This window comes from Dickeya sp. ws52, from assembly GCF_007210685.1.
GTDB lineage: Bacteria > Pseudomonadota > Gammaproteobacteria > Enterobacterales > Enterobacteriaceae > Dickeya > Dickeya chrysanthemi.
Genome location: NZ_SZVX01000001.1, coordinates 334,891 through 359,216, shown reverse-complemented (window position 1 = coordinate 359,216; position 24,326 = coordinate 334,891). Strand labels below are relative to the sequence as shown.

At 53.5% G+C, this 24,326-nt stretch carries 24 protein-coding genes; 17 read left to right on the top strand and 7 right to left on the bottom strand.

The features are described 5' to 3' along the window. Positions 1 to 103 precede the first annotated feature (103 nt). Complete coding sequence (gene yeiB / locus FDP13_RS01615) at positions 104 to 1,288, top strand: DUF418 domain-containing protein YeiB (RefSeq protein ID WP_234424360.1); 1,185 nt, start codon at positions 104 to 106, stop codon at positions 1,286 to 1,288. Here yeiB and sanA read toward each other — a convergent pair whose 3' ends face one another. Together sanA and rimO are read right to left on the bottom strand one after the other, a co-directional pair. Further along, positions 1,289 to 2,044, bottom strand: a complete 756-nt coding sequence (gene sanA / locus FDP13_RS01610) for an outer membrane permeability protein SanA (protein WP_027712276.1) — start codon at positions 2,042 to 2,044, stop codon at positions 1,289 to 1,291. A 186-nt stretch (positions 2,045 to 2,230) separates the two neighbouring features. Further along, positions 2,231 to 3,634, bottom strand: a complete 1,404-nt coding sequence (rimO, locus tag FDP13_RS01605; protein WP_199886285.1) for a 30S ribosomal protein S12 methylthiotransferase RimO — start codon at positions 3,632 to 3,634, stop codon at positions 2,231 to 2,233. A 252-nt stretch (positions 3,635 to 3,886) separates the two neighbouring features. On the opposite strand from rimO, the gene FDP13_RS01600 reads away from it, so the two are divergent. Beyond that, positions 3,887 to 5,011 (top strand): PQQ-dependent sugar dehydrogenase, encoded by a 1,125-nt coding sequence (locus FDP13_RS01600; RefSeq protein ID WP_143838331.1) that lies wholly within the window; start codon positions 3,887 to 3,889, stop codon positions 5,009 to 5,011. 75 nt (positions 5,012 to 5,086) lie between these two features. Here the strand turns inward: FDP13_RS01600 and FDP13_RS01595 are convergent, their stop codons facing one another. Next, a complete protein-coding gene (locus FDP13_RS01595; protein ID WP_012770103.1) occupies positions 5,087 to 5,704 on the bottom strand; it encodes a glutathione S-transferase family protein in 618 nt (205 codons plus the stop codon). Between the two features lie 237 nt (positions 5,705 to 5,941). Here FDP13_RS01595 and FDP13_RS01590 point away from each other — a divergent pair, with 237 nt between their 5' ends. The 3 genes from FDP13_RS01590 to FDP13_RS01580 all read left to right on the top strand — a co-directional run bounded on the left by FDP13_RS01590 (position 5,942) and on the right by FDP13_RS01580 (position 8,604). Next, the gene (locus tag FDP13_RS01590) at positions 5,942 to 6,787 is read left to right on the top strand and encodes a MetQ/NlpA family ABC transporter substrate-binding protein (protein ID WP_012770102.1); all 846 of its coding nucleotides are present in this window, start codon (positions 5,942 to 5,944) and stop codon (positions 6,785 to 6,787) included. A 145-nt stretch (positions 6,788 to 6,932) separates the two neighbouring features. Further along, complete coding sequence (locus tag FDP13_RS01585) at positions 6,933 to 7,949, top strand: methionine ABC transporter ATP-binding protein (protein WP_143838329.1); 1,017 nt, start codon at positions 6,933 to 6,935, stop codon at positions 7,947 to 7,949. Beyond that, the gene (locus tag FDP13_RS01580) at positions 7,942 to 8,604 is read left to right on the top strand and encodes a methionine ABC transporter permease (protein WP_012770100.1); all 663 of its coding nucleotides are present in this window, start codon (positions 7,942 to 7,944) and stop codon (positions 8,602 to 8,604) included. Before FDP13_RS01585 ends, FDP13_RS01580 begins: the two co-directional genes overlap by 8 nt. A 79-nt stretch (positions 8,605 to 8,683) precedes the next feature. Here FDP13_RS01580 and FDP13_RS01575 read toward each other — a convergent pair whose 3' ends face one another. Beyond that, positions 8,684 to 9,502 carry an alpha/beta fold hydrolase gene (locus FDP13_RS01575; protein WP_012770099.1) on the bottom strand — a complete coding sequence of 273 codons (819 nt, stop codon included), beginning with the start codon at positions 9,500 to 9,502 and terminating at the stop codon, positions 8,684 to 8,686. 520 nt (positions 9,503 to 10,022) lie between these two features. Between FDP13_RS01575 and FDP13_RS01570 the strand changes: the two genes are divergently transcribed. After that, positions 10,023 to 11,231, top strand: a complete 1,209-nt coding sequence (locus FDP13_RS01570; RefSeq protein WP_143838327.1) for a serine hydrolase — start codon at positions 10,023 to 10,025, stop codon at positions 11,229 to 11,231. Positions 11,232 to 11,286: 55 nt separating this feature from the next. Here the strand turns inward: FDP13_RS01570 and deoR are convergent, their stop codons facing one another. Together deoR and FDP13_RS01560 are read right to left on the bottom strand one after the other, a co-directional pair. Beyond that, positions 11,287 to 12,057, bottom strand: a complete 771-nt coding sequence (gene deoR, locus FDP13_RS01565; protein WP_012770097.1) for a DNA-binding transcriptional repressor DeoR — start codon at positions 12,055 to 12,057, stop codon at positions 11,287 to 11,289. A gap of 487 nt (positions 12,058 to 12,544) precedes the next feature. Next, positions 12,545 to 14,233 (bottom strand): aspartate:alanine antiporter, encoded by a 1,689-nt coding sequence (locus FDP13_RS01560; protein ID WP_012770096.1) that lies wholly within the window; start codon positions 14,231 to 14,233, stop codon positions 12,545 to 12,547. Positions 14,234 to 14,317: 84 nt separating this feature from the next. On the opposite strand from FDP13_RS01560, the gene FDP13_RS01555 reads away from it, so the two are divergent. Further along, on the top strand, positions 14,318 to 14,521 hold the full coding sequence (locus FDP13_RS01555) for a hypothetical protein (protein ID WP_234424359.1): 204 nt from the start codon (positions 14,318 to 14,320) through the stop codon (positions 14,519 to 14,521). A gap of 58 nt (positions 14,522 to 14,579) precedes the next feature. Then, positions 14,580 to 14,948: an inner membrane protein YbjM gene (locus FDP13_RS01550; RefSeq protein WP_143838325.1), complete on the top strand. Its 369-nt coding sequence runs from the start codon at positions 14,580 to 14,582 to the stop codon at positions 14,946 to 14,948. A gap of 158 nt (positions 14,949 to 15,106) precedes the next feature. On the opposite strand, the gene FDP13_RS01545 is transcribed toward FDP13_RS01550, so the two are convergent. Beyond that, entirely contained in the window at positions 15,107 to 15,364 is a 258-nt protein-coding gene (locus FDP13_RS01545) for a GrxA family glutaredoxin (RefSeq protein WP_012770093.1), read from the bottom strand. A gap of 316 nt (positions 15,365 to 15,680) precedes the next feature. Between FDP13_RS01545 and nfsA the strand changes: the two genes are divergently transcribed. From nfsA to rlmC, 9 genes are all read left to right on the top strand, one after another. Next, a complete protein-coding gene (gene nfsA, locus FDP13_RS01540) occupies positions 15,681 to 16,403 on the top strand; it encodes an oxygen-insensitive NADPH nitroreductase (protein WP_033575609.1) in 723 nt (240 codons plus the stop codon). A 12-nt stretch (positions 16,404 to 16,415) separates the two neighbouring features. Further along, positions 16,416 to 17,318: a 30S ribosomal protein S6--L-glutamate ligase gene (gene rimK, locus FDP13_RS01535; protein ID WP_012770091.1), complete on the top strand. Its 903-nt coding sequence runs from the start codon at positions 16,416 to 16,418 to the stop codon at positions 17,316 to 17,318. 104 nt (positions 17,319 to 17,422) lie between these two features. Continuing rightward, positions 17,423 to 17,902, top strand: coding sequence for a YbjN domain-containing protein (locus FDP13_RS01530; protein WP_033575610.1), 480 nt, complete (start codon positions 17,423 to 17,425; stop codon positions 17,900 to 17,902). Positions 17,903 to 18,286: 384 nt separating this feature from the next. Continuing rightward, a complete protein-coding gene (gene potF, locus FDP13_RS01525) occupies positions 18,287 to 19,396 on the top strand; it encodes a spermidine/putrescine ABC transporter substrate-binding protein PotF (RefSeq protein ID WP_012770089.1) in 1,110 nt (369 codons plus the stop codon). Between the two features lie 118 nt (positions 19,397 to 19,514). Continuing rightward, positions 19,515 to 20,642, top strand: coding sequence for a putrescine ABC transporter ATP-binding subunit PotG (gene potG, locus FDP13_RS01520; RefSeq protein ID WP_012770088.1), 1,128 nt, complete (start codon positions 19,515 to 19,517; stop codon positions 20,640 to 20,642). Between the two features lie 14 nt (positions 20,643 to 20,656). Then, positions 20,657 to 21,616 carry a putrescine ABC transporter permease PotH gene (potH, locus tag FDP13_RS01515; protein ID WP_033575611.1) on the top strand — a complete coding sequence of 320 codons (960 nt, stop codon included), beginning with the start codon at positions 20,657 to 20,659 and terminating at the stop codon, positions 21,614 to 21,616. Next, complete coding sequence (gene potI, locus FDP13_RS01510; protein ID WP_012770086.1) at positions 21,613 to 22,458, top strand: putrescine ABC transporter permease PotI; 846 nt, start codon at positions 21,613 to 21,615, stop codon at positions 22,456 to 22,458. The genes potH and potI overlap by 4 nt, the downstream gene beginning before the upstream one ends. A gap of 125 nt (positions 22,459 to 22,583) precedes the next feature. Further along, entirely contained in the window at positions 22,584 to 23,021 is a 438-nt protein-coding gene (locus FDP13_RS01505; protein ID WP_143838322.1) for a YbjO family protein, read from the top strand. 64 nt (positions 23,022 to 23,085) lie between these two features. Then, positions 23,086 to 24,216, top strand: coding sequence for a 23S rRNA (uracil(747)-C(5))-methyltransferase RlmC (gene rlmC / locus FDP13_RS01500; RefSeq protein ID WP_143838391.1), 1,131 nt, complete (start codon positions 23,086 to 23,088; stop codon positions 24,214 to 24,216). Positions 24,217 to 24,326: the final 110 nt, after the last annotated feature.

The following is a 24,326-nucleotide window of genomic DNA, read 5'->3' as shown; positions in this document are numbered from 1 at the left end:
TCGATGCTCTGCTGGCGGCCGCTATCAGCCGCCAGAAAATCATGGGCAATTGTCGTATCAGTCACTACAATTCGCGGATACGTTCCTGTATTTGCTAAAAACCATGTCGCCACCGCCTCACTCTTCATTCCGTATCCCGATGCTCGATTTCGCCCGTGGGCTGGCGATGCTCGGCATTCTATTGATGAACATCGTTTCGTTCGGCTTGCCACATGCCGCGTACCTTAATCCGGCCTGGCAGGGGCCACCTTCTTCCGCTGATGCCTGGGCATGGGCGTTGATGGATATGGCGGCGCAAGGGAAATTTCTCACCCTGTTTGCCCTGCTGTTCGGTGCCGGATTACAGCTGTTGCTAAGACGCGGCAAACGCTGGGTCCACGCCCGCCTGTTCTGGTTGATGGTGTTCGGTTTACTGCATAGCCTGTTGCTATGGGACGGCGATATTCTGCTGGACTATGGCCTGATCGGTCTGGTGTGTTACGGCATGTTGCGCCATGCCGACAGCACCCGCATGTTGCTGCGTACCGGCATGGCGTTGTACCTGATGGGGCTGGTGATGCTGGTGGTCTTGAGTCAGGTATTGAGCCCTGACGGCGGGGGCTTCTGGCAACCGGGGCCGGCCGAAGTGACCTATGAGGCGTGGTGGTTAACGCAGGGTGGACCTGAGGCCTGGCGCAACCGGTTGTCGCTGCTTAATGAGAGCCTGCTGTCGTTGGGGATTCAGTACGGGTGGTTGCTGGCCGGCTCTATGCTGTTGGGCGCCGCGCTGATGCGTAGCGGCTGGTTGCGAGGGCAGTTTAGCCAGCGCCATTATCGGCGTGTCGCGCTGTGGCTGCTGCCGCCGGCGTTGTTGATTAATGGGCTGGGCGTGGTGAGTCAGTGGCAGTTGCAGTGGGACTATCGCTGGTGTGGTTTACTGCTGCAAATTCCGCGGGAAATCGGCGCGCCGTTACAGGCGATTGCCTATCTGGCGCTGTGCTATGGATTTTGGCCGATGCTGGCAAACTGGCGGTTGACCGGCTGGATCGTCAATGTCGGCCGCATGGCGCTAAGTAGCTACCTACTGCAAACCCTGATTTGCACCACATTGTTCAACCGCTTCGGTTGGTTCATGCATTTGGATCGCTGGCAACTGTTGCTGGTCGTGCCGCCGGTATGGCTGTGCAACCTGCTGGTCGCGCGTTTCTGGCTGAGTCTTTTCCGGCAAGGGCCGATAGAGGCGATATGGCACTGGTTGACGGCTTGGGTCGCCGGGCCGGTTTCGGCATCCTCTGCCGACGAGCGATAATTAGCGAGACGACGCCGGCGCGGGTTTTTGTTGCAACGGCGGTTCTGCGCGCCAATCCTGATCGTTCATGAATTCCGGCGGTACGGCAGGATAACTGGGTTCATCGTCTGAAATTTTGTATTCAGACGGAATCGGGACCTGTGGGCCCAGAAAGCGGGGTTCCCGCTTCAGGATATAAAGATCAAACAGGGTGCCCAATCGAGCGCCGAATTCGCGTAATCGCACCTGCCAGATATCTTTGGGCGACGGTACGGCGAAGCATTGTGCCTGAATGCCCTTGTGCAGCGCGATAAACAGCGCGCGTTCGCAATGGAAACGTTGGGTAATAATCGTGAAATCGTTGGTGTCAAAGACCTTGCGGGTCCGCACGATGGAATCCAGTGTTCTGAATCCGGCGTAGTCCAGCACGATATTGGCGGGAGGCACGCCGGCGGCGATCAGATCACGGCGCATGGTCATCGGCTCGTTGTAGCTCTGCTGGGCATTGTCGCCGCTCAGCAGCAAGTAGCTGACTTTGCCGCTGTTGTAAGCATTGAGCGCCCCCTGAATGCGAAACAGATAATACTGGTTGATAACGCCGGTGCGATAGTATTTGGCGGTCCCCAACACCACGCCGACCTGACGCGGCGGCAGGTCCTGAACGTCTTCGTAGATGTAAGGCGCGGTACGCCAACTGATGCAGCGATCAAGCAAAAAAGCGCTGCAGGCCAGCACCAGAATCGTGGCGAAAAGACCAAATATCAGGCGTTTCCACATGCTGCTGCCTTCATCCGCATGGCGTAGAGAATCATCATGGAGTCGATCATCATGAGGCAAGGCTACTTGAGGTACTGAAACGACGCAAGGTGAACTGTCCGGAAGCGACAAACGGTGCTGATTTTTTGTTCGGAATTAATGGGGGGCGATCACCGGCCGGGTTTTACCCCAGCCGGAGTGAGAGCATCAGACCAGACTGCCCCACAGATCGTATTCGTCGGCGTGTTCGATTTTTACGGTAACCAGGTCGCCAACCTTGACCCGTTTTTCGCCGTTCAGATAGACCGCACCGTCGATCTCCGGCGCATCGGCCATACTACGGCCAATGGCGCCTTCGTCATCCACCTCATCGATCAACACTTTCAATTCCCGGCCAACCTTGGCTTGCAAACGCTGGCTGGAAATCTGTTGTTGTACCTGCATAAAGCGATGGTAACGATCTTCTTTCACGTCTTCCGGCACGTGATCCGGCAAGTCGTTTGCCGCAGCCCCTTCGACCGGGCTATAGCGGAAGCAACCTACGCGGTCTAACTGCGCTTCCTGCAGAAAATCCAGCAGCATCTGGAAATCTTCTTCGGTTTCGCCAGGGAAACCGACAATAAACGTTGAGCGTAAGGTGAGGTCAGGGCAGATCTCACGCCAGCGCTTGATGCGCTCGAGCGTCCGCTCGACCGCGCCGGGCCGTTTCATCAGCTTGAGGACCTTCGGGCTGGCATGTTGCAACGGGATATCCAGATACGGCAGGACCTTGCCCGCCGCCATCAGCGGGATAACGTCATCGACATGCGGATAGGGGTAGACATAATGCAGGCGAACCCACATGCCTAACGTCGCCAGTTGTTCACACAGGCTGACCATACTGGTTTTCACCGGTTGGCCGTTCCAGAATCCGGTACGGTGTTTGACGTCGGCACCGTAGGCAGAGGTATCCTGAGAAATCACCAGCAATTCTTTTACCCCGGCTTCTGCCAGCCGTTTGGCTTCATCCAGCACCGAACCGATGGGGCGGCTGTCTAAATCACCGCGCATTGATGGAATAATGCAAAAGGTGCAGCGATGATCGCAGCCTTCAGAAACTTTCAGGTAAGCGTAATGACGCGGCGTCAGCTTTACACCCTGCGCCGGGATCAAGCTGGTGAACGGGTCATGTTCCGGTTTGGGAACATAATGATGCACATGCTTAAGTACCTGCTCATAGCTATGCGGGCCGGTGATTTCCAACACTTTTGGATGCACTTCGCGGATCTGATTCTCTTTCGCGCCCAGACAGCCGGTCACGATGACCTTACCGTTTTCGTTGAGCGCTTCGCCAATCGCTTCCAGTGACTCCTGCACTGCGCTGTCGATGAAACCACAGGTATTGACGATCACCAGATCGGCATCGTTGTAGCTCGGTACTACCTGATAGCCTTCAGTACGCAGCTCAGTCAGGATCCGCTCAGAATCCACCAGGTTTTTCGGGCATCCGAGGCTGACAAAGCCAATCTTGCGGGACAGGTCCTTGCCGGCATCGCCGGACTGATCGCTCAGTGCCTTTTGCGGAGCCGAGAGTGTAGTGGTCTGGGATGGATCGAAGGTATTAACAGTCATAGCGTCTCATACATCGGGTTGGGGCGGAAAAATGCGGCGGATTATACCTGAATCGCCGACAGGAAACAGTCCTGCATGATTATAAAACAATCAGTGGAAATCTGTCCGGCGGCCATCGCCGTTTACATCGCCGGGATGCAAGTTTGAGTAAATTCTCCCTGACGATGTGGTGCAACATGCTATTAATTTGACCTTCTTTGAGGTTCGTCGAGTGGCGATGTTATTACCACTCCCCATAACAGGGAGACCGGCATGTTTTTCCCCCGCTTTCGTTTATTCGCCTTGCCGCTGCTGGCGGTGAGCTGGTTATTTTCCGCGAGTTTGTCTGCGGCGCCGACGGTCGCCGTGCTACAAGATAATCTTGACCATCCCTGGTCGCTGGCGTTTTTGCCGGACGATCAGGGATTGTTGCTGACCGAGCGTTCAGGTCAGTTGCGACGTTGGCAAGCGGGCAAGGGGTTGTCGGCGCCGATTGATGGCGTGCCGGCGGTATTTGCCCGTTCACAAGGCGGTTTGCTGGATGTGGTCGTGTCGCCGAACTTTCGTCAGGATCGCCGCGTATACCTGAGTTATGCCGAAGCCGGGGCGGAAGGGCTGGCGGGAACGACGGTAGGATTCGGCACGCTGTCGGACGATATGCAGAGGTTGAATAACTTCACCGTGATTTTCCAGCAATCGCCGAAACGCTCCACAGGCGCGCATTTTGGCGGACGCATGGTATTTGATAAGCAAGGGTATTTATTTATTGCTTTAGGCGAAAACCAGCAACGCATGTTGGCTCAGGATCTCGGTAGTCTGCAAGGGAAACTGGTGCGCCTCACACCCGACGGGCAAGTCCCGATTGATAATCCCTTTGTTAATCACACCGCGGCGCGGCCGGAAATCTGGGCTTACGGATTACGCAACCCGCAAGGTCTGGCGCTGAATCCATGGTCTGGCGACGTATGGGAAAGTGAACATGGCCCGCGGGGCGGCGATGAAGTGAATATTCCTCGCCCAGGGCAAAACTACGGCTGGCCGTTGGCAACCTACGGCATTGATTACTCGGGGCAGAAAATCCCGGAATTTCAGGGTGCGGAAGTCGTTGGAACGGCAACCCCGATTTATTACTGGAAAGTGTCACCCGCCATTAGCGGCATGGCGTTCTATAACAACGGCCGCTTCCCGGCCTGGCGTCACTCGCTGTTTATTGGTGCGTTGGCGGGAACCAGCCTGATTCGATTATCGCTGGAGGGCGATCGGGTTGTTTCCGAAGAGCGTTTACTCTCGGAACAGGGCGAACGTATCCGTGATGTGCGGGTTGGGCCGGACGGTTATCTCTATGTGTTGACGGATCAGGATAACGGTAAGCTGCTGAAGGTTGGGCTGGCAGAGTAACAAAACGCAGAGCGCAACCTTATCAAGCGTGTGGTGAACGGTTGAGTGCGCCCGTGCCGGGCGCACGAGAAAATATCAGGTCAACGGCAGCATGACGGTTTGGCGAAACGCTTCCCGCTCGGTCAATTGCTGATACCAGCGCTCCAGGTGAGGGCGAGGTTGGCGGCGAATCGGCAAGTTGAACCAGCTATAAGCGATGCACCCGGCCGGAATGTCGCCAATGCCGAACTCCGCACCGGAAAGCCAGCGTTGTTTCGCCAGTACGGTATCGGCAATGGCGAACAGTTTTTCGCATCCGGCGATACCGGCGTCGACATCCTGCATATTGCGTTTTTCTGGCGCAGTGCGCACCAGATTGACAAATACCTGCTTGTAAGGCTCGGTAAATCCTGCCGCCCAATCCAGCCATTTATCGATACCCGCCTGGATTTTCGGGCTAGCGTGATAGAAACGACCCTGACCATATTGCGCGGCCAGATAACGCACGATGGCGTGTGATTCCCACAGTACCAGTTCATCATCCTGCAGGCATGGCACCAGTCCGTTAGGGTTCATGGACAGATAATCCGCGTCGTGGTTACGGCCGAATTGCCCGCCAGCCAGCACCAGTTCGTACGTTAAACCGAGCTCTGCTGCGCACCAGCGTGCTTTTTTTACGTTGGTCGAGTTTTCTCGACCCCAGATTTTTAACATGGCGCCACTCCTTTTTGTTTATTCTTTTGCACAAAAATCGGTGGGTGTCATGCCGCCCACCGCTCATGACAAGGCTCAATGAGCCTTGCCCTAACGGGCCAACGCGTGGCGTTGTTCAACACGCGAGCGTGTTGGCCTGCAACTCGAATTATTTAAGATATACCTTTTTTCTATTTACCAATCAGACTGATATTTCCAATAATGGCAGCTATTTATTAGCAGACAGGATAATTATATATGACATTAACCTATTCGATTCGCGCCCTGTTGACGGTGGCGCTTTTGGCTTCTGGTACTTCGCAGGCATTCGCACAGAACGATCCTCATACTATCGTATTTGGCGTAGCGCCGGGGCCATACGGAGATATGGTCAATCAAGCCATTAAACCGGAACTGACCAAAAAAGGTTACAAGGTGGTGGTGCGCGAATTCAGCGATTATGTTCAGCCCAATCTGGCACTGTCTAACGGCAGTATCGACGCCAACCTGTTCCAGCATACGCTGTATCTGGACAAATTTTCCGCCGACAAAGGGCTGAAACTCACTCGTCTTATCACGGTGCCGACTGCCAGCATGGGATTTTACTCACGTAAAATTACCTCGCTGGATCAGTTGAAAAAAGGGGATGTAATCACCCTGTCCAACGACCCGACCAACCTGGCGCGTGGCCTGCGTTTTCTGCAATCACTGGGGTTGATCACCATCAAACCGACCATCGATCCGACCAAAGCCTCGGAAAAGGATATTCAGGACAACCCACGCGAGCTGGTATTCAAACCGCTGGAGGCGGCGCAATTGCCGCGTACGCTGGATAGCGTGACTGCATCGTTGGTGAACGGCAATTTCGCCATCGCCGCCGGGCTGAAACTCTCTTCAGCGTTAAAACTGGAAACGCTGGATGAGAATCTGAAAAACGTGATTGCCGTACGTACCGATGATTTGGACAAACCGTTTGTGAAAGATATCAAAGCGGTGGTGGAGTCCCCGGCGTATGCCGCGGTGATCAATGACCCGGCCACCATGTTCAGCCAGTTCCAGCGTCCTGACTGGATGCAGGCGCAAACGCCGGCGCCGGCCCAATAATAATGACCTGAGGCAGAGGGTGTCGGGAAGTAAACACCATTAGCGGTACGCCGATTCAGGGCAAGAATCGCGTCGTCTCGGCATGAGCCGGTCTTAGACCGGCTTTCTGTTTTTTTCCATAGGCTTATCAGGAGTCAGGCGGATAATGATTCAGTTAGAAAATATCTGCGTAGAATTTCCCCAGGGTAAAGGTGCGAGCGCACGGGTGGTCAATGACGTCAGCCTGCATATTCGCCCGGGAGAGGTCTACGGTATCGTGGGGGCCAGCGGCGCAGGTAAAAGCACCTTACTGCGCACCATTAACCTGCTGCAACGTCCGGTGTCGGGCCAGGTACGGGTCAATGGCGTGCTGGTTAGCGGCCTGCGAGGCCAGGCGCTGCGTACCGAGCGTCAGAAGATCGGCATGATTTTTCAGCATTTCAATTTAATGCAGACGCGCACCGTGGCGCAAAATGTCGCATTCAGCCTGCGTGCCGCCGGCGTAGCATCGCAGGCAATCAATCAGCGTGTTGCGGAAACTCTGGCGCTGGTAGGGCTGGCGGATAAAGCCAACGCCTATCCTTCTCAGTTGAGCGGTGGGCAAAAACAGCGAGTGGGTATTGCCCGCGCCATCGCGAATCATCCTGAAGTATTGTTATGCGATGAGCCGACGTCAGCGTTGGATCTGGAAACATCGGCGTCTATTCTGGATTTGCTGAAAGAAATTAACCAGAAACTGGGCATCACCATTGTACTTATCTCCCACGAAATGAGTGTGATCAAGGCGATTTGTGACCGGGTGGCGGTGATGAGCGACGGTTGCGTGGTGGAAGAGGGGGATGTGTTCGATATTTTCGCAACGCCACAACATGCTTTTACCCGGCAACTGGTATCGCACACCCTCAATCTGGAATTGCCTGCACGTCTGAAGGAAGAGCTACGCGGTACTTTGTTGAAAATCCTGTTCATCGGCGAGTCGGCTGAGCAACCTGTGCTGTCGGATGTGGCGACCCGCTACGGTGTGTCGGTCAATATTTTGCACGGCAAAATTGAATATATCGGTCATCGGGCGCTGGGCATTCTGGTGGCGTTATTGACTCATCCTACCGATGCCCGACAGGTCACGGATGCCGTGAAGCATATTCAACAACGCACGGCTCAGGTGGAGGTGTTGCATGGCTGAGTTATTGACCGATTTGTTCAATGCGTTTAACGAAACCTTCCAGATGGTCGGTATTTCAACGCTATTCGCAGTGCTGGGCGGGTTGCCAGTTGGATTCCTGATCTATGTGACTGACCGACATCTGTTTTGGGAAAATCGCTTCCTCTATTTGGTCAGCACCGTGCTGGTGAATATCATCCGCTCGATTCCGTTTGTGATTCTGCTGGTACTGCTGCTGCCGCTGACTCAGTTCCTGCTGGGGAATACTATCGGCCCGGTAGCCGCAGCGGTGCCGATGTCGGTGGCTGCGATAGCATTCTATGCGCGTCTGGTCGACAGTGCTTTGCGCGAGGTTGACCCAGGTATTGTGGAAGCGGCGGAAGCATTTGGCGCCAGTCCGCTGCGTATTATCTGTACCGTGTTACTGCCGGAAGCGCGAGCCGGTCTGTTGCGGGGGCTGACGATTACGCTGGTCAGCCTGATTGGCTACTCCGCTATGGCTGGGATTGTCGGTGGCGGCGGCGTGGGTGATCTGGCGATTCGTTTCGGTTATTACCGCTACGAAACGCAGGTAATGGTGATTACTGTGATTGCGTTGGTCATTCTGGTTCAGATAGTACAGACATTGGGCGACTGGCTGGCAAAACGCGCGGATAAACGCGAACGTCGCCGATAATGAAACCTTATTTGACTATCAGATAAATGTTCAGGCCACTGATGGGGGTCAGTGGCCTGATGGAAAGGAAGGTGTTCCGTTATGCGAAAAACGATATTATTTTTTCTGCTACTTGCTTTGCCGCTTTTCTGTTTTCAAGGTCAAGGAAATGGCCAGCTTCTGGAATCGTTGTGAATTCACAGCTCTGAATATATTTCTCCATTTTCTTAATATCGTCAGCTGTCGTGTACTCGTCATTTTCACCATTCAGAAATAGTACCTCAGCGTTAATATCCTTGAATATCTCGATATAATTCTCCTCTTTGAGCGTCAACACCTGATCTATATGAAAATTGACTTGCTGAAAAGCGAATTCGCTCATGGAAGAAATATGTTTCAGGTTAATATGCTTCAATAAAGGTGGCAAAAACTTACCGACTTCATTATTCAGCAACTCTGCCGCACTTTCGAATTCCTTCGAGTGGATATAGTGTCTGGCACGTTGGATATAATCCCGCATTTTATCGTTAAGATGTGCTGAAAATGATGCGATGACGGCCTTCTTGATATGCTTGGGCTTGTTAGACAAGGCAAGCATGGACGAGAGGCCTCCCCATGAGATCGACAGTATGTGGTCCGGTTCAAAAGTATCGATGAGGTGAAGCAGGATATTGACTTCATCGTTTTTGGTTATGACTCTATCCAGTGTGTTGTGTGGCAGTGATTCGCCAATAAACGGTAAATCAAAAAGAATAATATTAAACCTGCTGGACAGATTCTTAACGGTGTTTTTGAACGCGGCTGTTGTCGATAGTGCTCCGTTAACCATAATGATGGTTTCATGTTCAGGATTGGAAATATGCCTTTCAACATATATTTTCCATGAGTCATATGTGACAATGCATTTTTCTATTGACATGATAAAGTCCCTTTTGTTTGCCCGGCCAAGGCATGGCGCTATCGTTAGTTCATTTCTAGTCGTGAGATTTAACCGAATTAATAATACTCCCTCTTAAAACACGGAAGGAATTATGGTTTTTGTCTTTATTGTTAATATATTGACATGATTAATTTATCACATTATTCGGGATGAGATAAATGCCACTTAATTTATTCGCACTATTAAGCTCTCTAAAAATAAATAAGAGAGTAAAAATCCTGACCTAAGTGGTATGTAGAGACGATCTTATAAAAATTTTTAATGATTTCGATAGATATGTAGATTTGATGACGTTGTGACGATGTAAACAAGGGTATTATCACCTTTCGGTAGTGAATTTGACTGCACTCACCGGCAGAAGTTGTTAATTTTTTATTTTCTTTGACGAACTTTACAGAGAGAGTCGTTCTATTCTCAGATATGTCCGGCTAACTTGTACCCGTTGATCTCAGTAAACTGTTTGATCCTACTTACTTTTAACAATTTATGGACCGCGCGCATGAAGATAATGACACCTCACATTTCCTGGCGGCACGCAGTCGTAGCAGCGACTGGGGTACTGATGGTCGTTTCGTCGGGGCTTCGCGCCGAACAGACGCCGCCTCCGCCACAAATTGACGCCAAGGCTTTTATTTTGATCGATTCCGCCAGCGGTCGGGTGCTGGCGGAGTCAAACGCCGATACCCGGCTGGACCCCGCCAGCCTGACGAAGATCATGTCGAGCTATGTGATTGGGCAAGCCATAAAAGTAGGAAAGATTAAGCCCGAAGATAAGGTAACCGTTGGAAAAGACGCCTGGGCGACCGGTAATCCATCACTCCGTGGCTCTTCACTGATGTTTCTCAAGCCGGGTGACCAGATTTCGGTGTCCGATCTTAATAAAGGGATGGTGATTCAGTCCGGCAATGATGCCAGTATCGCTCTGGCGGATTATGTGGCGGGCAGCCAGGATGCGTTCGTCAGCCTGATGAATCAGTATGCGCTTAACCTCGGTTTGACGAATACCCATTTTCTCACGGTTCACGGTTTGGATACGCCCGGACAATACAGCACCGCCCGCGATATGGCGCGCCTGACGCAGGCGTTGATCCGCGATGTTCCGAGCGAGTACGCGTTACACAGCGAAAAAGAATTTACGTTTAATAATATTCGTCAGCCAAACCGTAATCGCCTGCTGTGGAGTGGCAATCTGCGGGTCGATGGCGTGAAAACCGGCTATACCGATGGGGCTGGTCATAGCCTGGTGGCCTCGGCGGTTGATGGGGACATGCGGTTGATTTCCGTGGTGCTGGGCGCGCCGTCTGATGCCGTGCGCTTTCGGGAAAGCGAAAAATTGCTGACCTGGGGGCTCCGTTTCTTTGAAACAGCGACGCTGGTACGCAGCGATACGCCGTTTACTACCCATCGGGTGTGGTTCGGCAGCGAAAAGCAGGCCCGGCTAGGCGTCGCACAGGATGCGGCGCTGACTGTGCCAAAAGGGCAGACGAAAAACCTGAAAGCCAGTTTTACATTGGCCCAGCCGCAACTGAAAGCGCCGCTGAAGAAAGGGCAGGTCGTCGGGACGATAGATTTCCAGTTGGATGGCGCCAGTATCGGCCAGCGCCCGCTGGTGGTGATGGACGACATACCGGAAGCCGGCTTTTTCAGTCGCCTGTGGGATACGGTGTTGATGACATTATCCGGATGGTTCGGCGGGTTATGGGGTTAACCCGTCAGGGGGAGCACGCAGCAGTGGGTTCATCAGGGCCTACTGCGGCGATGGTTTACGGCGTCAATAACTGGATATTGTTGGCTTTGAGGTAGTTCACGCAATCCGAGTCCGGCGTACGGTTAGTGATCAGCGAATCAAACAAGGTTAACGCACCGATGCGAGCAGGTTTGCGCTTGCCGAATTTACTGGCATCTGCGGTTAAAATTACCCGCTGAGACAACGTCATGGCTCGGTGTTTCATCGCCAGTTCGGCGAAATTAAAACAGGTCGCGCCAGCCTCCGGGTCGATGCCTCCTGCTGAAATGAAAGCTTTGGTCGGGCAGATTTGGTCAAGCTCATGTTGATGCCCCAGCGGGGTGAAGATCGCGTTGTCAGGATGAAATTCCCCACCACACAGGATTACCCGGCCATTTGGTTTGTCTTGCAGCGCCAGAAAGGTATTGAGCGAATAACAGATACCGGTAAACGGCAGGTCATCCGGAATAGCGGCGATGATAAAAGGTATCGTGGTGCCGCAGTCGAAGAACAGGGTGTCGTTGGGCTCAATGCAGGCGGCGGCTAATTCTCCCACGATATTTTTTTCTACTACGTGCTTTGTCTGCTGATCGGAAACAAAATAATTGGTGGCGCCGTTGGTTTTCGGGTCGCAAACCACGTAGCCACCCAACAACACCACCGATGCATCAGGGTTCGCGCTCAGATCACGCCGAACCGTCATTTCAGAGACGCCAAGCAGTTGGGCTGCATCCTTGAGATGCAGTTTGTCGGCTTTTTTTAAAGCCTGAGCCAGTTTGTTGAGCCTTGCTGCGCGACGCGTTTCCATGTTTTCCTCGATAATGCCGGTCAGACGTGTTCCGATGCGGTATCACCACCACGCATTACGCCATCCTTCATGGCTACGCCTGAATCGGGATAGAAATGGGGTGAAAGGAAATGCACCGGGGATGGTTAACCGCAGGCAATGTGCGCTGATTGCTCAGCAGATGGGGCATTAATATAACCTTCATGAAATACAGGGCGCAAATCCATCATGCAAATGTTATAACGCCTCGAACCTTATTAGATAGGCTAATTAACGCAAATAAACCAACAGTAAAGCGGTATGCCAATGAAAAACAGGCAACGCGGTGAATGCAAAACAGGGAAGGGGAAAAGAAAAGGCCCATCGTTCTTGAACCTAACCGGCGTGAACGACGGGCTCCTCAATTCAGGGATATCAAAGAAAAGCAGTGGCATTTATTCAGACTTTACTGTTGGAAAAAAGTTCTGCGTTTTCTGAAAAAAAAGTGACGTTGATTTACAAAATGGTTTTAGCCGGGCAGTTGCGGCCAGATAATCACAATCAACGAGCCCGCCAGCGTCAGTAGCACGTTGGCGATAGCATAGGTGCCGGCGTAACCCAATGCCGGGATGTTGCTGCGGGCGGCGTCGCTGATGATCTCCATCGCCGGCGCACAGGTACGCGCCCCCATGATAGCGCCGAACAGCAACGCCCGATTCATACGCAACACATAAGCGCCAAACAGGAAGCACACTATCACCGGCAGCAGGCTGACGATAAGCCCGGACAGCACCATCTGGATGCCGATATCGCCAAAGCTATGGTTGATGGTACTGCCTGCGCTGAGTCCGACGCCGGCCATAAATACCATCAATCCGAACTCTTTCACCATATTCAACGCCCCTTGCGGGATGTATCCGAACGTCGGGTGGTTGGCGCGCAGAAAACCGAGCATGATGCCGGAAAACAATAGGCCGGCCGCGTTACCGATGCCGAAAGAAAAATTACGGAACTGGAAGGTGATAAGCCCCACCATAATGCCGATGATGAAAAAGGCGCAGAAGGCCAGCAGGTCGGTAACCTGACTGTGAATGGAAATAAAACCGATGCGATCCGCGATACTTTTTACACGACGTGCGTCGCCACTCACCTGCAACACGTCGCCTTTGTTTAACACCACGCCGTCATCGATCGGCATCTCGATCTGACTGCGGACGATACGGTTAAGGAAACAGCCGTGGTCGGTCAGTTTTAATTGGCTCAGGCGTTTACCCACGGCGTTGTGGTTTTTCACCACAATTTCTTCCGTCACGATCCGCATATCCAGCAGGTCGCGCTCAAACACTTCCTTACCGTCGCGAAAATTGGGGTTAAGGCGAGCGTGGGCGTCCGGGTATCCCACCAGCGCGATTTCATCGCCTAATTGCAGCACCGCATCGCCATCCGGCGTGGCCAGAATGCCATTACGACGAATACGTTCAATATAACAACCGGTCTGACGGTAAATGCCGAGTTCACGCAGGTTTTTGCCGTCGGCCCAGGCGACCAGCTCCGGGCCGACCCGATAAGCCCGAATGATAGGCAGGTAAATCTTGCGCTGACTGTCGGCGTCCAGACCGCGCTCACGTGCGATTTGTTGTGCACTGGTCGGCAGATCCTGATGTTGCAGTTTCGGCAGATAGCGGGCGCCGAAAATCAGGCTGACTAAACCGACCAGGTAAGTCAGTGCGTAGCCAAGGCTTAGTTGTTCCTGCGTCATCGATAACTGCGGTCCGAGACTAATGGTATTGCGCAGCGTATCGCCGGCGCCGACCAACACCGGTGTCGAGGTCATGGCGCCTGCCAGCATACCGGCGGTCAGGCCGATGCCCCAGCCGAATACTTTACCCAGCACCAGGGCTATCAGTAACGCGCTACTGACCATAACCAGCGCCAGCATCAGGTAATTTTTACCGTCACGAAAAAAAATCGAGAAAAAGTTGGGACCGGCTTCCACACCGACGCAGAAGATAAACAGCATAAAACCGAGATTAAGCGCCTCGGTGTTGATAGCGAAGTGTTGTTGCCCCAATAACAGCGACACCACCAGAACGCCAATAGAATTGCCGAGTTGCACTGAACCAAGCCGCAATTTCCCCAGGCAAAGACCTAAACAGAGAACGACGAACAGCAGCAGAATGTAATTCCCGTTTAACAAATCAGCGACGTTTATATTCATGGAATGTAACTTGTTGTTTACTGGTAAATTATTGATATAAAAAATAATTTAGACTAAATTTACCCTATAAAAGAGGGCCTGACCATGTCTGGACGACAACATGATGATAAGAAAGGTTTGGGTCCCGTTATTCATTATCTGGCAAGGTCGCCAGGGACGGGGAACACCGTCTGGTATGGCCGCGCCATTTTAGTGATTTCTCCGGCGGACAACCAGCCGATGGTGCTGATAAATCACCTCGTTGCTGGCTTTTCGTCCTATCAGGGATATCTGACGCAGCATGAGTGAAGTGAACGATGAGCGTTGCTTGTCATGCGCGGCTTTGGTCTATTGCGGGGAGGCTCACATGACAGGCAACAGAGGTTGGTTGGGCGTAGTCAGCTGTTTTGTGTTGTTTACGCTGGTGTTTTTAAGTCAAAAAATGCGTATTGTCGGAACCTCGCTGGAAGACGGCTTTCATGGCGACCCGGGTATGCTGTTTTTTTTATTGCCAGGCATGGTGTCGAGTTACCTGTCGCGTAATCGGCGATTGCGTTACCCGCTGCTGGGTGCGGCAGCGGCGATGCCGCTTTGCCTGCTGGTATTGCAGATATGGCGGTTTTCCAACTTGTCGTTCTGGCAAGAGCTGGCGTATGTCAGTAGTGCGGTGTTCTGGTGTTTGATGGGCGCCTTGGCATTTCTGTTCTTACGTGCGGTCAGTCTGCATTTGCGTTAGGTTTCTGCCGATGCCGGCAACTGATTGCATGGCGATAGATGTCTTTAGGGAATGAATGCGACCGGCAGGAAAACAACAAAGGCGCTTATCGCGCCCTTGTTGTCATGAGATCAACGTTGTCATGAGATCAACGTTGTCATCACATCAACGATACGTGATTACTGAAACAGATTTTCTCTGGCATAGGCTTCGAAATCGGTGCAGCCGCCAATGTGTTTTTCATCCAGGAAAATCTGAGGCACGGTTTCTACCGGTTTTCCTACCGTTTTAGACAAGTCGGCCTTGGTGATGCCTTCTGCGTGTATGTCGACGTAACGGTAATTGAAATCGTCGCGTTCTTCGGTCAACTTTTCAGCCAACTCTTTGGCTCGGACACAATAAGGACAGCCGGGACGACCAAAAATAACTGCGTACATGTGAACTCCTTAACATCTCATTTTGTCTGGGCATCGCTGTAATCAGGATATACCCATATTGTAACGGTTTTAGCCAACCGCGTTACTATGCCTGCAATCAGATGAGACCTGAAGCAGTCATTACCTGTCATAACGATTAGCGCCGTCTATGATTTTATGCCACCTCTTCTATTGTGGCTTATCGCTTAAAATGGTTGGCGACATTGGTCTGCCTGCTGGTCTGACATATACTAGATGGACGTTTTTTATGGCACGAGGCGCGGACATCGTCGCCGGAAGCTTATCATCTCAACATTGTGTTTCAGGGATATTCAACGTGACGCCAACCATCTCGCTACTACGCCAGCATCGCTCCATCCGATCGTTTACCGACCAGGCGCTCAGCGATGAGCAACGCCATGCCATTATTGCAGCGGCTCAGAGTGCATCCACCTCCAGTTTCTTGCAATGCAGCTCGATCATCCGTATTACCGATCGCGCTTTGCGCTCGCAATTAGTACACCTGACCGGCGAGCAGCCCTGGGTTGGAAAGGCGGCGGAATTTTGGGTATTTTGCGCCGATTTTCATCGTCATCAACAAATCTACCCGCAGGCTGAGCTGGGGCTGGCGGAGCAATTGCTGCTGGGGTGCGTCGATACCGCGCTGATGGGGCAGAATGCGCTGGTGGCGGCGGAGTCGTTGGGGTTGGGCGGCGTTTTCATCGGAGGGATCCGCAATAATATTGCCGAAGTCACGCGTTTGCTGGCATTGCCGCAACAGGTGTTGCCGTTGTTTGGTTTGTGCCTTGGATATCCGGCCGCGCAGCCGGACCTGAAGCCGCGCCTGCCCGCAGAACTGGTGGTGCATGAGAACGGCTATCAACCGCTGGATCGCGCTTTGCTGGCGGAATATGACCAACATATCGTCGAGTATTATCGTCATCGCGACAGCCATCAGCGTATAGACAGCTGGAGCGAACAAATCCGGCGCACTCTGAGCAAAGAGCGCCGGCCATTCATGCTGGACTACCTGCGGCAGCAGGGCTGGGCCACCCGATAGCACCGGAGCGCTATGAAAATCGCCATTCTGTCGCAGGACGGTTCTCTCTATTCTTGCAAGCGATTGTGTGAAGCAGCGGAAGAACGGCAGCACAGCGTCGAGGTCATCAATCCGCTGTCGTGCTATATGAATATTAATTCGGCGGCACCCTCGGTGCATTATCGTGGGCGTCATCTGGACCCGTATGACGCGGTCATTCCACGCATCGGCGCGGCGATTACCTTCTACGGCACGGCGGTGTTGCGCCAGTTTGAGATGCTGGGCAGCATGGTGCTGAATAACGCGATGTCGGTCATCCGAGCCCGCGACAAACTGCACTCGCTGCAATTACTCGCTCGCCAGGGTATCGATCTGCCGATTACCGGTTTTGCGCATTCTCCCGATGATACGGCTGATTTGATCAAAATGGTCGGCGGAGCGCCGCTGGTAGTGAAACTGGTGGAAGGCACGCAGGGGATAGGCGTGGTGCTGGCGGAAACCCAGCAGGCGGCGGAAAGCGTGATTGATGCGTTTCGTGGTCTTAATGCCCACATCCTGGTGCAGGAGTATGTCCGCGAAGCGCAGGGGAAAGATATTCGGTGCCTGGTGATTGGCGATAAGGTCGTGGCGGCGATTGAACGGCAGGCCAAACCTGGGGATTTTCGTTCCAATCTGCACCGAGGCGGTAAGGCCAGCCGGGTGAGAATTACGCCGCAGGAGCGTGCAATTGCGGTCAAAGCCGCAAAAACATTGGGACTGAATGTGGCGGGTGTTGATATACTGCGCTCGGCGCGTGGGCCTCTGGTTATGGAGGTCAACGCCTCGCCCGGGCTGGAGGGTATCGAAACCGTTACCGGGTTGGATATCGCAGGGATGATGATCGAATACATTGAGCAACATCATCGCACCGTATCCCGTTCAGCCAAAGCCGGGTGAGTACGCCGCGTGAACATCGCTTTTGGCGGCGTAGGCGTATCGTACCTGAGTTAGGCGTTGGCGTAGGTCAGGTTTTTTATCTCCATGAATATGAGGCGGTCAAGATGGATTCAATCATCGTCCCTGATTTGAATTTGCTTCGGCGGTGGCTGGATCAACTGGGCATCATTTATTTCGAATGCGATTCTTGTCAGGCGTTACATCTGCCGCATATGCAGAATTTTGACGGCGTGTTTGACGCGAAAGTCGACATGGCTGACAACGTTATCCTGTTTTCCGCCTTGGCGGAAGTTAAGCCGACGGCGTTGATTCCGCTGGCGAGCAACCTAAGCCAGATTAACGCCAGCTCGCTAACGGCTAAGGCCTTTCTTGATGTTCAGGACGATAACCTGCCCAAGTTGATCGTGTGCCAGACATTCAGTGCCGGCGCCGGTATCACGCTCGAACAGTTCCGCCATTTCATGCAGCAAGCCGAGCAGCAGATCTCCATGGTGATTATGGAGGCCAGCGCCAATAATCTGCTGTTTTTAGGCGATGAGGAAGAGAGCCCTGCTGAGCGCTTCAACACCTCCAGCCTGCACTGATTGCGTTATGGATCAATCACTGGCCATTAGCTTTTCTTATTTTCAAAAACCGCATTTAGTGCGGTTTTTTGCTTTCTAATCCATATTTTTTTCTGCGTTTGTCGCTTTGGGACGCAGCACATAGATAAATAGTGAATAAATAATCGATAAAACCCGTTTTTTGCCTTCCGGTATGGTACGGGCGTAACAGTGCGGTTATGCTTTATTTCTGTATGGTTCAGATAATAACGTCGTGACGGGTTGTGTTTTAACGATGAAAAACGCGGGTGCATAGCCATTCATCGGCGACGTTATCCTGAAGCCTGATAAACAACGAACGGTGTTGCTGCCGGGCACCGTGCAATCACCCCCCTATATTTATCCCTGGTATGGAGGAAGGAACGGATGTTCACCCAACGTAAAAAATGGCTTTCGGGTGTTTTAACCGGCTTAATGATGGCCGCGTCCGTCACCGCATCTGCGGAAGAGAAAACGCTGCACGTCTATAACTGGTCTGATTATATCGCACCGGACACACTGGAGAATTTCCAGAAAGAGAGCGGTATTAAAGTCGTGTACGACGTGTTTGACTCCAACGAGGTGCTGGAAGGCAAATTGATGGCCGGCAGCACAGGGTTTGACCTGGTGGTGCCTTCCGCCAGCTTCCTCGGGCGCCAGATCAGCGCCGGTGTCTTTCAACCGCTGGATAAGAGTAAACTGCCGAATTACAAGAACCTCGATCCTGAGCTGATGAAGCTGATCGAAGAACACGATCCGGGCCATAAATACGCGGTGCCTTATCTGTGGGCCACCACCGGTATCGGTTACAACGTGGATAAGGTGAAAGCCGTATTGGGCAAAGACGCGCCGGTCAATAGTTGGGATCTGGTGCTGAAGCCGGAGAACCTGGAAAAGCTGAAGAGTTGCGGCGTTTCCTTCCTCGACGCGCCGGCTGAAATTTATGCCACGGTGTTGAACTATCAAGGCAAAAACCCGAACAGCGCCACCGAAGCGGATTACACCAAAGACGCCACGGATCTGCTGCTGAAACTGCGCCCGAACATTCGCTATTTCCACTCGTCTCAGTACATTAACGACCTGGCCAACGGCGATATCTGCGTGGCTATCGGCTGGGCCGGCGACGTGATGCAGGCGGCTAATCGGGCGAAAGAGGCGAAAAACGGCGTGAACATCAGCTACAGCATTCCGAAGGAAGGTGCGTTGGCGTTCTTTGACGTATTCGCTATTCCGAAAGATGCCAAAAATCTGGATTCAGCCTATCAGTTCCTTAACTATCTGCTGAAACCGGAGGTGATTGCCAACGTCAGTAACCATGTGTATTACGCCAACCCGAATAAAGAGGCTACGGCACTGGTGAAAGATGAAGTGCGTAATAACCCGAATATTTATCCGCCAGCGGATATTCGCGCCAAGTTGTTTACGCTCAAAGTACAATCACCCAAAATCGACCGCGTGATTACACGCTCGTGGACCAAGGTAAAAAGCGGGAAATAACCGCCGCCTTTGATGCCACTTTCATGCAACAGGCGGCTTAACCCCGCCTGTTTGTGCTATTTGTGTCGCAGTCATGTGGCTGCGATTTTGTTCTGCTTTTGCCGGAGAGCAATATTAAGTGAACGAAGCGATTCCCCGCCCCAAGCCCCAGAAAGCGGCCACACCGCTGCTGGAAGTGCGCAACCTGACCAAATCCTATGATGGTCAATTTGCGGTTGATGACGTCAGCCTGACCATCTACAAAGGTGAAATTTTCGCCCTGTTGGGGGCATCCGGATGTGGTAAATCCACATTGTTGCGTATGCTGGCGGGCTTTGAGCAGCCCACTCAGGGGCAAATTGTGCTGGACGGGCAGGACCTGTCTCTGGTGCCGCCTTATCAACGGCCGATCAACATGATGTTTCAGTCTTACGCGTTGTTCCCGCACATGACGGTGGAGAAGAATATCGCTTTTGGCCTGAAACAGGACAAGTTATCGCGCGGTGAAATCAAAGACCGCGTAGAGGAAATGCTGACGCTGGTACATATGCAGGAATTCGCCGGGCGTAAACCGCATCAGCTTTCCGGCGGTCAGCGTCAGCGCGTGGCGCTGGCACGCAGTCTGGCCAAGCGCCCCAAATTGTTGTTGCTGGATGAACCGATGGGCGCGCTGGATAAGAAACTGCGCGACCGTATGCAACTGGAAGTGGTCGATATCCTGGAGCGGGTGGGGGTGACCTGCGTGATGGTGACGCACGATCAGGAAGAGGCCATGACCATGGCCGGTCGTATCGCCATTATGAATCGCGGTAAATTCGTGCAGATTGGCGAGCCGGAAGAGATATACGAAAACCCGAATAGCCGCTTCAGCGCTGAATTCATTGGTTCGGTCAACATGTTCGAAGGGCTGTTGGAAGAGCGCCAGGATGATGCGCTCATCGTACAGAGCCCAGGGTTGGTGCATCCGCTGAAGGTTAATTCGGATGTGTCGGTAGTGGACGGCGTGCCGGTGTACATCGCACTGCGTCCGGAAAAAATCATGCTGTGTGACGATGTGCCGGCGGATGGCTGTAACTTTGCCGTGGGCGAAGTGGTGCATATCGCTTATCTGGGCGATCTCTCTATCTATCACGTTCGGCTGAACAGCGGCCAGACCATCAGCGCCCAATTACAAAACGCCGACCGGTTCCGTAAAGGTTCGCCCACCTGGGGGGATGAAGTCCGCCTGTGTTGGGATGCGGACAGCTGTGTGGTGTTGACGGTGTAACGGGGGAAGACGCAATGGCGATGTTATCTGAACAACATGAACCGCCGGGTCAGTCGATGAGCCCGTTGCGCGCTACACTGGCGCGGTTGCGCCTGGCGCATGGCCGCAAACTGGTGATCGCGCTGCCTTATCTGTGGTTGCTGTGCCTGTTTATGCTGCCGTTCCTGATCGTATTCAAGATAAGCTTTGCGGAAATGGCGCGCACCGTGCCGCCTTATACCGATTTGCTTGAATGGGCGGAGAATCGGCTGCAAATCAGCCTGAATATCGGCAATTATCTGCAACTGTTGTCCGACCCGTTGTACATCGACGCTTACCTGCAGTCGCTGAAAGTGGCGGCGATTTCCACCCTGTGCTGTCTGGTGGTGGGATATCCGATGGCCTGGGCGGTAGCGCATAGCAAGCCGTCCACCCGCAATATTCTGTTGCTGCTGGTGATCCTGCCGTCATGGACCTCGTTCCTGATCCGCGTGTATGCCTGGATGGGTATCCTGAAAGACAACGGTATCCTGAATAATTTCCTGATTTGGCTGGGGGTTATCGATCAACCGTTGGTGATTCTGCACACCAATCTGGCGGTGTATATCGGCGTGGTCTACTCCTACCTGCCGTTTATGGTATTGCCGATTTATACCGCGCTGACCCGCCTTGATTATTCGCTGGTTGAAGCCTCGTTGGATTTGGGCGCCCGTCCGGTGAGAACCTTCTTCAGCGTGATTGTGCCGCTGACCAAAGGCGGCATTATCGCCGGGTCGATGCTGGTGTTTATTCCTACCGTGGGTGAATACGTGATTCCTGAACTGTTGGGTGGGCCGGACAGCATCATGATCGGTCGCATTCTGTGGCAGGAATTCTTCAATAACCGTGACTGGCCGGTAGCGTCGGCGGTGGCGATGGTGATGCTGTTCCTGCTGATAGTCCCGATCATCTGGTTCCATAAACATCAGAATAAAGCCGCGGAGGATCAGGCATGAACAATTTACCGGTCGTGCGTTCGCCGTGGCGGACGCTGATTCTGGTGCTGGGATACAGTTTCCTGTATGCGCCGATGCTGATGCTGGTGATTTACTCCTTCAACAGTTCGCGGTTGGTGACGGTGTGGGCCGGCTGGTCTACCCAGTGGTACAGCGCGCTGTTCGAGGATTCGGCGATGATCAGTGCGGTCTTGCTCAGCCTGACTATCGCGGCGGCCTCAGCCACTATGGCGGTGGTGCTGGGAACGCTGGCGGCGGTCGTGATGGTGCGCTTCGGCAATTTCCGCGGTTCCAATGGTTTTGCTTTTATGCTGACCGCGCCGCTGGTCATGCCGGATGTGATTACCGGGTTGTCGCTGCTGCTGCTGTTTGTATCGCTGGCGCAGGCTATCGGCTGGCCGGCGGAACGCGGCATGTTGACCATCTGGCTGGCGCACGTCACCTTCTGTTCGGCGTATGTCACCGTGGTCGTCAGCGCTCGCCTGCGCGAACTGGATCATTCGATTGAAGAGGCGGCGATGGATCTGGGGGCGACGCCGCTGAAGGTGTTCTTCATTATCACCGTGCCGATGATAGCTCCGGCGCTGGTTTCCGGCTGGCTGCTGGCCTTTACCCTGTCGCTGGATGACCTGGTGATTGCCAGCTTCGTCTCTGGTCCCGGTGCGACCACCTTGCCGATGCTGGTTTTCTCCAGCGTAAGAATGGGCGTTAACCCGCAGATTAACGCGCTGGCCTCTCTGATATTGTTGGTGGTAGGCATTATCGGTTTGATTGCCTGGTGGTTTATGGCCAGGGCGGAAAAGCAGCGTCAACGCGATTTGCAAAAAGCAAGGCGCGGCTGACGATAGCCGCGTTTTCGCCCTGAACTTGCCAATTCCCGCCGCGCCGCCATACTTTCTGGTGGCGCGGTAATATCAGGGGGAACGCAATCATACTGTACAGTAAACGGGAACCGCTGCGGCGGGGCATGTTCGCCCCTGTCTCCATTATGGTGGCGGGCTCAGCGATTATCGCTACCCGGTGTCTGGGTATCGTCCTGACTATCAGTGAGTTGGGGCTGAGTGGTTTTGGCGGCTGGCTCAGTAGTAGCGCCAAACAGTGGGATAGCACGCTGGTGCTGCTGGCGGCGTTGCTGGTGGTTTGCCTCGAAATCCGCTGTGGATTTGCGGTGCTCAGCGGGCTGAACTGGGGGCGCTGGTGTTTCCTGCTGATCCAGTGTCTGGTGACGATGTATATGCTGACGGCGTCGCTGGTGGAGTTTTTGCCGCCGATCTTTCATGTCAGCGGCGACGGCATGAGTGAGATTCTGCATCATTTGCTGATGCAGCGGCTGCCGGATTTTTTGCTGATTTTGCTGTTGTTTTCCCCCCGGCGCAGCCAGCGTTTTTTTACGCGCCATCCCTAACTTTCTCGCACGGGGGTGATACAATCAGCCCCCCTTGATGTTAACGACAGATTTCAGATTTTCCATGCAATGTGCCCGCTATAACGACGGTTCGTGCCGTTCCTGTCAATGGCTGGAAACCGCCTACCCGCAGCAGGTAACCAATAAGCAGCAACATCTGCTCGGGTTGCTGGCCGCTCATCCGGTTCAACGCTGGCTGACGCCGGTAACCTCGGCGGAAAACGCTTTTCGCAATAAAGCCAAGATGGTGGTCAGCGGCAGTGTCGAACGCCCGTTGCTGGGAATGTTGCATCGTGACGGTTCGCCGGTTGATCTTTGCGATTGCCCGCTCTATCCCGACAGTTTTGCGCCGGTGTTTCGTGTATTGAAAACGTTTATCGCCCGCGCCGGACTGACGCCCTATAACGTCGCCCGACGCCGAGGTGAACTGAAATACCTGCTGTTAACGCAAAGCACCTTGAGCGGCCACTTCATGCTGCGTTTTGTGCTGCGCTCCGACGCCAAGCTGGCGCAACTGCGTGCCGCGTTGCCGTGGCTACAACAGCAGTTGCCGCAGTTGACGGTGATATCGGCCAATATTCAACCTGTTCATCAGGCGATATTGGAAGGGGAACTGGAGATGCCGCTGACGGAAGCACAGGCGTTGGAAGAGCGCTTTAATCAGGTGCCGCTGTATATTCGGCCGCAAAGCTTCTTCCAGACCAACCCGCAGGTGGCGGCTGCCTTGTATGATACCGCCCGGCAGTGGGTGTCGGTGTTGCCGGTACGCAGTTTGTGGGATCTGTTCTGTGGCGTGGGCGGATTCGGCCTGCATTGTGCCGGAGCCGATACACCGCTCACCGGCATTGAGATTAGCCCTGAAGCCATTGCCTGTGCTCGACGTTCGGCGGCACAACTGGGGCTGACGAACGTCAGTTTTGCCGCGCTTGATTCCACCCGCTTTGCCGTCGGTGAAGCACAGACGCCGGATCTGGTGATCGTCAATCCGCCCCGGCGCGGTATCGGCGCTGAATTGTGCGATTACCTGAGCCACATGGCGCCGCCGTATCTTCTTTACTCCAGCTGCAACGCCGAAAGTATGGCGAAAGACATCACACGGCTGCCGGCGTATCAGATACGGCAGGTACAGTTATTCGATATGTTCCCGCATACCGCGCATTACGAGGTGCTAACGCTACTGCAACGGTGTGTTTAACGTCATGTCGGCGAACGTGGTTTCTCTCAGAGGCGTTGGTAAAAACAAAATGCAGGACAGGCGAAAATGATTGGCGGGCGAGTACGCTACCGGCGGCAACCGGCAGCGTA